General features: G+C 46.0%; 9 protein-coding genes. 7 read left to right on the top strand and 2 right to left on the bottom strand.

Annotation, left to right across the window (positions count from 1 at the left end):
• Both ACEW8S_RS14395 and ACEW8S_RS14400 read right to left on the bottom strand, forming a co-directional pair.
• A partial coding sequence (locus tag ACEW8S_RS14395; protein ID WP_373518831.1) for an NAD(+)/NADH kinase occupies nucleotides 1-513 on the bottom strand: 513 nt, incomplete at its 3' end.
• Nucleotides 514-586: 73 nt separating this feature from the next.
• Entirely contained in the window at nucleotides 587-1,243 is a 657-nt protein-coding gene (locus ACEW8S_RS14400; protein WP_373518832.1) for a CBS domain-containing protein, read from the bottom strand.
• Nucleotides 1,244-1,338: 95 nt separating this feature from the next.
• Here ACEW8S_RS14400 and ACEW8S_RS14405 point away from each other — a divergent pair, with 95 nt between their 5' ends.
• From ACEW8S_RS14405 to clpX, 7 genes are all read left to right on the top strand, one after another.
• Nucleotides 1,339-2,055 carry a pyridoxine 5'-phosphate synthase gene (locus ACEW8S_RS14405; protein ID WP_373518833.1) on the top strand — a complete coding sequence of 239 codons (717 nt, stop codon included), beginning with the start codon at nucleotides 1,339-1,341 and terminating at the stop codon, nucleotides 2,053-2,055.
• Nucleotides 2,056-2,174: 119 nt separating this feature from the next.
• Nucleotides 2,175-2,969 carry an alpha/beta fold hydrolase gene (locus ACEW8S_RS14410; protein WP_373518834.1) on the top strand — a complete coding sequence of 265 codons (795 nt, stop codon included), beginning with the start codon at nucleotides 2,175-2,177 and terminating at the stop codon, nucleotides 2,967-2,969.
• Nucleotides 2,970-3,171: 202 nt separating this feature from the next.
• Nucleotides 3,172-4,761, top strand: a complete 1,590-nt coding sequence (locus tag ACEW8S_RS14415; protein ID WP_373518835.1) for a G-D-S-L family lipolytic protein — start codon at nucleotides 3,172-3,174, stop codon at nucleotides 4,759-4,761.
• A 73-nt stretch (nucleotides 4,762-4,834) separates the two neighbouring features.
• Nucleotides 4,835-5,185 (top strand): phage holin family protein, encoded by a 351-nt coding sequence (locus ACEW8S_RS14420; protein ID WP_373518836.1) that lies wholly within the window; start codon nucleotides 4,835-4,837, stop codon nucleotides 5,183-5,185.
• Nucleotides 5,186-5,380: 195 nt separating this feature from the next.
• Nucleotides 5,381-6,703, top strand: a complete 1,323-nt coding sequence (tig, locus tag ACEW8S_RS14425) for a trigger factor (RefSeq protein WP_373518837.1) — start codon at nucleotides 5,381-5,383, stop codon at nucleotides 6,701-6,703.
• A gap of 109 nt (nucleotides 6,704-6,812) precedes the next feature.
• A complete protein-coding gene (clpP, locus tag ACEW8S_RS14430; protein WP_373518838.1) occupies nucleotides 6,813-7,493 on the top strand; it encodes an ATP-dependent Clp endopeptidase proteolytic subunit ClpP in 681 nt (226 codons plus the stop codon).
• Between the two features lie 168 nt (nucleotides 7,494-7,661).
• Nucleotides 7,662-8,741 (top strand): ATP-dependent Clp protease ATP-binding subunit ClpX (clpX, locus tag ACEW8S_RS14435; RefSeq protein ID WP_373518839.1); only part of this gene is annotated, 1,080 nt, incomplete at its 3' end.

Raw genomic sequence — 8,741 nt, forward strand, 5'->3', positions numbered from 1 at the left:
GTATTCGCCGTTGAGATGGGTCTCTACCGTAATCATCGAGGTGGTATCCTTGCGGCTTACCGTTATTTCGTTGAGTGCAAAATGAAGTCCTTTCAACTCGGGAATATCCGATGCTGCACTGACCTCGACCAAACTTCTTTCGATGATGGAATACCTGCCGTTTTTGAATTCCTGCACCACCCTTCGGACTTCCTCTTTATTAAATGTGGATAGAAAACCCAACCTACCGGTGTTCACCCCGACAATAGGGATGCCCAGGTTCCTTACAAACGTAGTGGCCCGTAAAATGGTGCCGTCGCCGCCAAAACTGACGAACATATCGAAAGAGTCATCCAAACCCTCGGTGTCCGTAAAGGTAGTATAGGTTTTGGAAGGATGGTTATTGGCAAAATAGGCATAAAACTCAGCTTCTATCCACACCTCCGCGTTTTCTTTGTGGAGTTCGTCTAGGAGTTCGACCACAAAGTCCAAGGTGTCTTGTTGATAGGTCTGGCTGTAGAGAGCGACTTTCATGGGATGGGACTTGAGGTGTTTAGTTTTAAAACTTGAACCAAACTACGAAATAGTTTTGAACCTCAAACTGTTTCTAAACGCTCAAATATTTTTCCAGATAGTTCGAACGCTCCTTTAAGTCTTCCAAGAACTGGTCGTCTTGGTTTCCGAAGAGAATAGTATAGTTGTAGCGTCGAAAGGTCTGTACAATATCGTTGAAATTAGCCGATGCTACCTTAATAGTAATTTGGATAACGTCGTTTTTGTAATCGGTTATAAAACCTCCGATCAGTTTCGTATTGTTACTTTCCACGATTTGGGCGATTTCGCTGAACGAATAATCCTTTATCCCTTTGGCCAAAACGATGATTCCGCCAGGCTCCGTAAAAAATGGGGTGTCGATAAAAACAGTAACGATATCGGTCAGGTCGTAGTAGCCTTCCATCCTTCCTTCTTCGTCCAGAACCGGTACCAGATTCGCTTCATTACGGGCGAATGTTTCCAGCACATCGAGCCAATTGGTATCCTTTCTGACAAAAAAAGTACCGAGGTCGTATCTGTGATGCTCCACTTTTTCATCCTCTTGAAACTGTTCCAGATCATTTTCGTCCAACACGCCCAAATAGCCGCCATTTTCAGTTATAGCAACATGGGAATGGGTAGTCTCCTTAAAAAATTGGACGACCTTTGATAAGGGATCACCGATCTCAAAGACTGGAATATTGGAAACAATGTGGTTTTGGATATGCATAACTTTGTAATGTTCTAACGCAAATTACTAATTAATAATATCAAAAGGCATGCCTAATCCGTATTTTTGTATGAACGGTACCAAAAACCGGACGAATGACAAAACTCAGTGTGAATATCAATAAAATTGCCACCTTGCGCAACGCCAGGGGCGGAAATGTACCTGATGTGTTAAAAACGGCGACCGATATAGAAGCGTTCGGGGCACAGGGCATAACCGTACATCCGAGGCCCGACGAACGGCATATCCGCTATCAGGATGCGCGCGATCTGAAGGCCATCGTGACCACCGAATTCAATATCGAAGGCAATCCCGTTCCCAAATTCATCGACCTCGTGCTCGAGGTACGACCGACACAGGTTACCTTGGTGCCCGATGCCGTCGATGCCATTACCTCGAATGCCGGGTGGGATACCATAAAAAATAGGGACTTTCTAAAGGAGGTCATTTCCACCTTCAAAGAAAACGGCATCCGGACATCCATTTTCACGGATACCGATCCAAAAATAATCGAAGGCGCCGCCGAAACAGGAACCAACCGCATTGAACTCTACACGGAAAGTTTTGCCAAACTTTACCAAGATGGAAAGCCTGAATTAGCCGTAAAATCGTATGCCAAAGCAGCCAAAATGGCACACCAATTAGGTTTAGGCCTTAACGCAGGTCACGATTTAAGCCTCGATAACATCAAGTATTTTAAGGACAACGTACCCCATTTGCTAGAAGTATCCATCGGGCATGCGCTTATTTGCGAGTCGCTTTATCTGGGATTGGAGAATGTAGTGAATATGTATCTGCATAGGTTGAAGTGAAAAAGGCTCGATGCCCGACGCTCGGTGCTGGATGATTTTTGTCGGATGTTTGGTGTTGAAAAAAGATAAAATCGTGCATCGTGCATCGTGCATCGTGCAAATAAAATATTTAATTTTCTATGGGAAAACACATCCTCCATTCAAAAATAGACGGCCAAGGAAAACCACTGTTGATCTTGCACGGATTTCTAGGCATGCTGGATAATTGGAAGACCTTGGGCGGTCAGTATGCGGAATCCGATTTCGAGGTGCACCTGATTGACCAGCGCAACCACGGACAAAGTTTTTGGTCCGACGAGTTTAACTACGATCTGCTTTCGGACGACCTTCTACGCTATATGGAACACCATAATCTCGACAAGGCGCTAATTTTGGGACACTCTATGGGCGGAAAGACGGCCATGCAATTCGCCTGCGACCATCCGGAACGTACGGAAAAGCTTTTGGTCGCCGATATCGGGCCCAAATACTATCCGGCCCACCACCAGCCCATAATCGACGGATTGAACGCCCTTAGTCCCGAAGCCTTTACCTCGAGAAATACCGCAGATGCCGAGCTGAAAAAGCATATTTCCGACCTCGGAACGCGTCAGTTTCTCCTAAAAAACCTGTATTGGATCGAAAAGGAAAAGCTGGCCTTCCGCTTCAATCTCGATGTACTGAGCGAGAAAATGGAAGAAATCGGGGAAAATATCGCTGCATCGGACACCTTTGACGGCCCCACCCTATTTCTTCGGGGCGACCGATCGGAGTACATCGCCCAAAGCGACCTGCCCGAGTTCAGACAACACTTTCCCCAAGCCGAAATGGAGACCATCAATGCCGGTCACTGGCTGCACGCGGAGAATCCGGAGCAGTTTTTTGAAAAGTCCTTGGCTTTCTTGAAAAATTCAAATATTCGGGGTAACCGATGACCGGCTCAAAGGTCTATACCTAAAATCTAGGTGTTTGGTTTCCCATCTAAAACCCTCCGCTACTTTTTTTGAAACTGAACTTAAAAATACTATGCGTGCATAATTTTTTCGTATAAACTAGTGTACGTGTGATAATTTTGGTTAATTTTGAGTCAACACAACGTTAACAAACCTTTAACGCCCCCTAACTCAAAACAATACGATGAAAAAGATTCTAGCATTACTTGCTTTTTTCGGTCTGTTCATTATTTCTTGTAGTAGTGACGACAATGCCCCTATAGATCCCCCTACCGAGCCGACCCCGGAGAATTATACGGCCGGATCGGCCGATTTCTCCAAGTATGTAGCCGTAGGTAACTCGCTGACCGCGGGTTATTCAGATGGCGCTTTGTTTCTCGACGGTCAGGAAGCCTCTTACCCGAATATGCTCGCTGGCAGTTTTGCCGAAGCGGGTGGCGGGGAATTCAAAATACCGTTGATGGCGGACAACTTAGGAGGGCTGACCCTTGGCGGTGAAAAACTCGAAGGTTTTGAAAATCGGTTTATCCTATCTTTTGCTTCCGGCTCCCCTACTCCTATCCGGTTGGAAGGTCAAGGCGCTACGGAAGTGACCGACATACAATCCGGTCCTTTCAACAATGTGGGAGTACCCGGCGCAAAAATCTATCATTTGGCCGCACCTGGCTATGGAAGCCTTGAAGCCCTAGCGGTCGGGGCGGCCAATCCCTACTTTGTTCGATTCGCCTCCGCTCCCACGGCCACCATTATCGGCGATGCGGTCGCACAAAACCCTACGTTCTTTACACTTTGGATCGGCAATAACGATATACTCTCTTACGCCACGTCCGGTGGTTCGGGTACCAATCAAAATGGTAACCTAGACCCTTCTACCTACGGCCCTAGCGACATTACCGACCCCAATGTATTTGCAAACATTTACAATCAGCTGTTACAGGCACTTACCGCCAATGAAGCAGGAGGTGCGGTTGCCAACCTGCCCGATGTAACCGCGATACCTTATTTTACAACCGTACCTTTTGCGCCTTTAGACCCGACCAACCCGGATTTCGGACCTCAAATTCCGATCTTGAACCAGAGTTTTGCGGGACTGAACCAAGTTTTCGCCGTCCTGCAAGTACCGGAGCGGTCCATCGTATTTGCCGAAGACGCGGCCAGTGCGCTGGTCATAAAAGATGAATCGCTGCCCGATCTTTCCGCACAGATCACCGGCGCATTGATAGGAGGAGGATTGGATGTGGGTACTGCAACCGTATTGGGATTGCTATACGGTCAAGCCAGGCAAGCCAATGAAAATGACCTTATTGTACTGACCGCCCGAAGCGAAATTGCAACGCTGAACCAAACCGCTTTTACCATGCTGCAAGAATTGGGGCTGCCCGCTGCCAATGCCGGACAACTTGCTGTAAATGGCATAACGTACCCTTTGGAAGACCAATGGGTACTGACCCCCAGTGAACAGGCCGAAGTATTGAACGCCACAGAAAGTTTCAACGCCACCATTTCAGGATTGGCGGATCAATATGGTCTCGGCTTTGTTGATGCAAAGGCATTGTTGGACAGGGCGGCCGGGGAAGGTATTACTCTTTCCGACCGCAGCGTCGTTACCGCCACTTTTGCGACGGGAGGCGGGTTTTCTTTAGATGGTGTACATCTGTCCCCTAGAGGTTACGCACTAATGGCCAACGAATTTCTAAAAACGATCGAAACGACCTATGGCGCCAATTTGCCCGAGGTAGATCCTCTGGAGTACAAGGGGCTGTACATCAATTAATCCGAATTAAATTTCTAATTTTGAAGGCATCGGAAAACCCGGTACCTTTTTGCATTCCAAAGAATCTACTGAAATGAAACTCATATTACGAATACTCCTAAGTGCGTTAGCGGTCGTCATTTTGTCAAAGGTACTTCCACACGTTTCGGTCGACAACTATTTTACGGCCATCGTTGTTGCCATCGTATTGAGTCTGTTGAATTTTATCGTTAAACCGATCCTCGTCATACTGACCCTTCCGGTGACCATCGTTACCTTCGGGCTTTTCCTCTTGATCATCAATGCAATTATTATCTTACTGGCCGACAACCTCATCGGCGGATTTAATGTAGACGGCATCTGGTGGGCTTTGCTCTTTAGCTTGCTACTTTCCCTTTTACAATCTTTATTGTTCTCACTTCTTAAAGAGAAAGACAAAGTGTGAATCCTAACCAATACGCATTGCCGGTAATCGCTTCGTTTATTGTATTCCCATAGTCTTTCCCCTGATTTGACGGATATAGGGCGTACGATACTTTTACACGTCCCAATGCTTTTCAAGCCTTTCAAAACTTGCTAGGATACGTAAATTGTACTACTTTTGCATCCCGTTTCGAGGAATTTTAAAAAGAAGATTTAGATGAACATTACCAAAGAGCAGATCGATGATCTCAATGCGGTCGTTACCGTAGCTATCACCAAGGACGATTATCAGGATAAAGTGGATAAAATCCTGAAAGATTATAAAAAACAGGCCAATATTCCTGGTTTCAGAAAAGGACAAGTACCTTTGGGCCTCATCAAAAAACAATATGGTAAGTCCATTTTGGTCGACGAGGTAAATAAACTTTTACAAGACAACCTCAACAAATATTTGACCGAGGAAAAGTTGGATGTTCTCGGAAATCCGCTACCCAAACAACAGGATAATTTCGATTGGGAGAACGAAGAACTTGCCTTTGAATTCGAATTGGGCCTTGCCCCCGATTTCAAGGTTTCCCTAGATACCAAAAAACCGATTACCCGATATAAGATCGTTGCCGATAAGAAAATGGTCAACGAACAGGTCGAGCGTTTACAGAAACAATACGGCAAACTGGTGAGCAAGACCGAGGTCGGCAAAAATGACGAGGTCATCGGCACCTTTAAAAACGGGGAGGAAGAAATAGATAATAAGGCCACGCTCGAGCTTGACAAGATAAAGGGCAAAAAAGCCCTCGAAGCCCTGAAAGGAAAAAAGGTGGGCGATTCCGTTAGCGTCAAAACCAAAGGCCTTTTCAAGGAAGACTATCTCTTATCGAGTGTTCTCGGAGTATCCCAAGAAAAAGCCAAAGACCTCGATATCGAGGTCAGCTTTACGATAGCCGAAGTCAACGAACGCGAACCCGCCGAACTGAACCAAGCACTTTTTGACAAGCTCTTCGGAGAAGGCAAAATCACCTCGGAAAAGGAAATGAAAGAGCGGATCAAGGCAGATTCCGAAAAACAGTTCGAACAACAGGCGGACCAGAAATTGTTGAACGATGTGACCGAATATTTTATCGACAACACAAAATTCGAGCTCCCTTCAGAATTCTTGACCAAATGGATCCGCATGACCGGAGAAGAGCCTTTGACCGAGGATCAGGCCAATGCCGAATATGAAAAATCGGAAAAAGGACTCCGCTATCAACTGATCGAGGGTAAAATCATTCAGGAAAACGGAATACAGCTGCAGTTCGACGAATTGAAGGAATTTGCCAAGGGCTTCATCCGGTCGCAAATGGCCCAGTTCGGACAACTGGATCCCCAAGAGGAGGAACTTGACACTATCGTTGCCCGAGTCTTAGGGAACCAAGACGAGGCGAAACGGTTATCGGAGCAGCTGATGAGCCAAAAATTGCTGAATCTTTACAAGGAAAAGGCAAATCTGAAAATCAAGGAGGTGAACTACGAAGATTTCATCAAAGAGGTATACGGATAATGAACTCGCGATTAGTTCAAGGAACTTTCAAATAATTAGGGTATCTTTAATGTTAGGAAGACCATAGGTTTCGGCACCTCCTTACTTTAAACCCACCGAATATAAGAAAATGGATTACGGAAAAGAATTTAAGAATTACGCTACCAAACATCAGGGTATCAACAGCATGTATTACGACAAGATCGTCGAAAGCATGCATCCCGTCGGCCTTACCCCGAACATTATCGAAGAAAGGCAAATGAATGCTGTCGCCATGGACGTGTTCTCACGTTTGATGATGGATCGCATTATCTTTTTGGGTACGGGAATCAACGATCAGGTGGCCAACATCGTGCAGGCGCAGCTGTTGTTTCTAGAAAGCACCGATGCAGCGAAAGACATCCAGATCTATATAAACTCCCCGGGCGGTAGTGTTTATGCCGGTTTGGGCATTTACGATACAATGCAGTTCATCAAACCCGACGTGGCCACCATCTGCACCGGTATGGCCGCTTCGATGGGCGCGGTACTGCTTTGCGCGGGCGAAAAAGGCAAACGCAGTGGGCTCACCCACTCCCGTGTCATGATCCATCAGCCTATGGGCGGTGGCCAAGGCCAGGCCAGCGATATAGAAATCACTGCTCGGGAGATTTTGACTTTAAAGGAGGAACTTTACAATATAATCGCCAAACATTCCGGGCAGACCATCGAGAAGGTAAACGATGACAGTGATCGAGATTATTGGATGAAGGCCGACAAGGCCAAGGAATACGGAATGATCGACGATATTTTGGCTCGGGATACGGATTGAGCGAGTTATGAAAATTAAAAAGCGTTACAAATAGGGCGTACCGGAAAAACTTGAAAGTTGCCGGGCCTTTTATCGACCAAACATTCGATCTATAGAATTTTCGACAAGAGGTAAACCAAAATAGAAAATTCAGCGTTAGGGTTTAGGAAAAAAAGAGAACGTAGTAGTATGGCGAAGGAAAATCTAGAGTGTTCGTTTTGCGGGAGAAAAAAGCCCGAGACCAATCTTTTGATTGCAGGTCTTGATGCACATATCTGTGATCGGTGTATCGAGCAGGCCCACGGTATTGTAGCAGAAGAATCGCGACAAACGAAGACCAATGACCTATCCTCTGAATTGGTATTGAAAAAGCCCCAGGAAATTAAGGACTTTTTGGACACTTACGTTATCGGTCAGGAACGCACCAAAAAAGTAATGTCGGTTGCCGTATATAACCACTATAAAAGATTGTTGCAGTCCAAATCGAAGGATGACGACATTGAGATACAGAAAAGCAACATTATTATGGTAGGGCATACCGGTACGGGTAAGACCCTCATGGCCAAAACCATCGCCAGAATGCTAAACGTACCGCTGGCCATCGTCGATGCCACCATACTTACCGAAGCCGGTTATGTCGGTGAAGATGTCGAAAGCATCCTTACCCGATTGTTGCAGGCCGCGGATTATAATTTAGAGAAAGCCGAACGCGGCATTGTCTTTATCGATGAAATTGATAAGATTGCCCGCAAAAGCGACAATCCTTCGATTACCCGCGATGTTTCAGGGGAAGGGGTACAGCAAGGTCTGTTGAAACTACTGGAAGGCACCATGGTAAATGTACCGCCAAAAGGAGGCCGAAAACATCCCGATCAGAAATTTATCGAAGTAAATACCGAGAATATCCTATTTATAGCCGGGGGTGCCTTCGACGGTATCGAACGGGCCATTACCAAACGCCTGAATATGCAGGCCGTGGGCTATAGTGCTTCCAAGGCGGATGAACAACTGGATCAGAACAACATCCTACAATATATTATTCCCAAGGACTTAAAGGATTTTGGACTTATCCCCGAAATCATCGGAAGGCTTCCCGTATTGACCCACATGAATCCCTTGGACGAAGAAACCCTTCGCGCCATTCTGACCGAACCGAAAAACGCCATTATCAAACAGTACGAAAAGCTGTTCGCCATGGACGATATCAGCTTTACCATTACCGATCAGGCGCTGGATTATATTGTAAAAAAAGCCATAGAATACAAGTTG

The organism is Pricia sp. (assembly GCF_041745955.1).
Classification (GTDB): domain Bacteria; phylum Bacteroidota; class Bacteroidia; order Flavobacteriales; family Flavobacteriaceae; genus Pricia.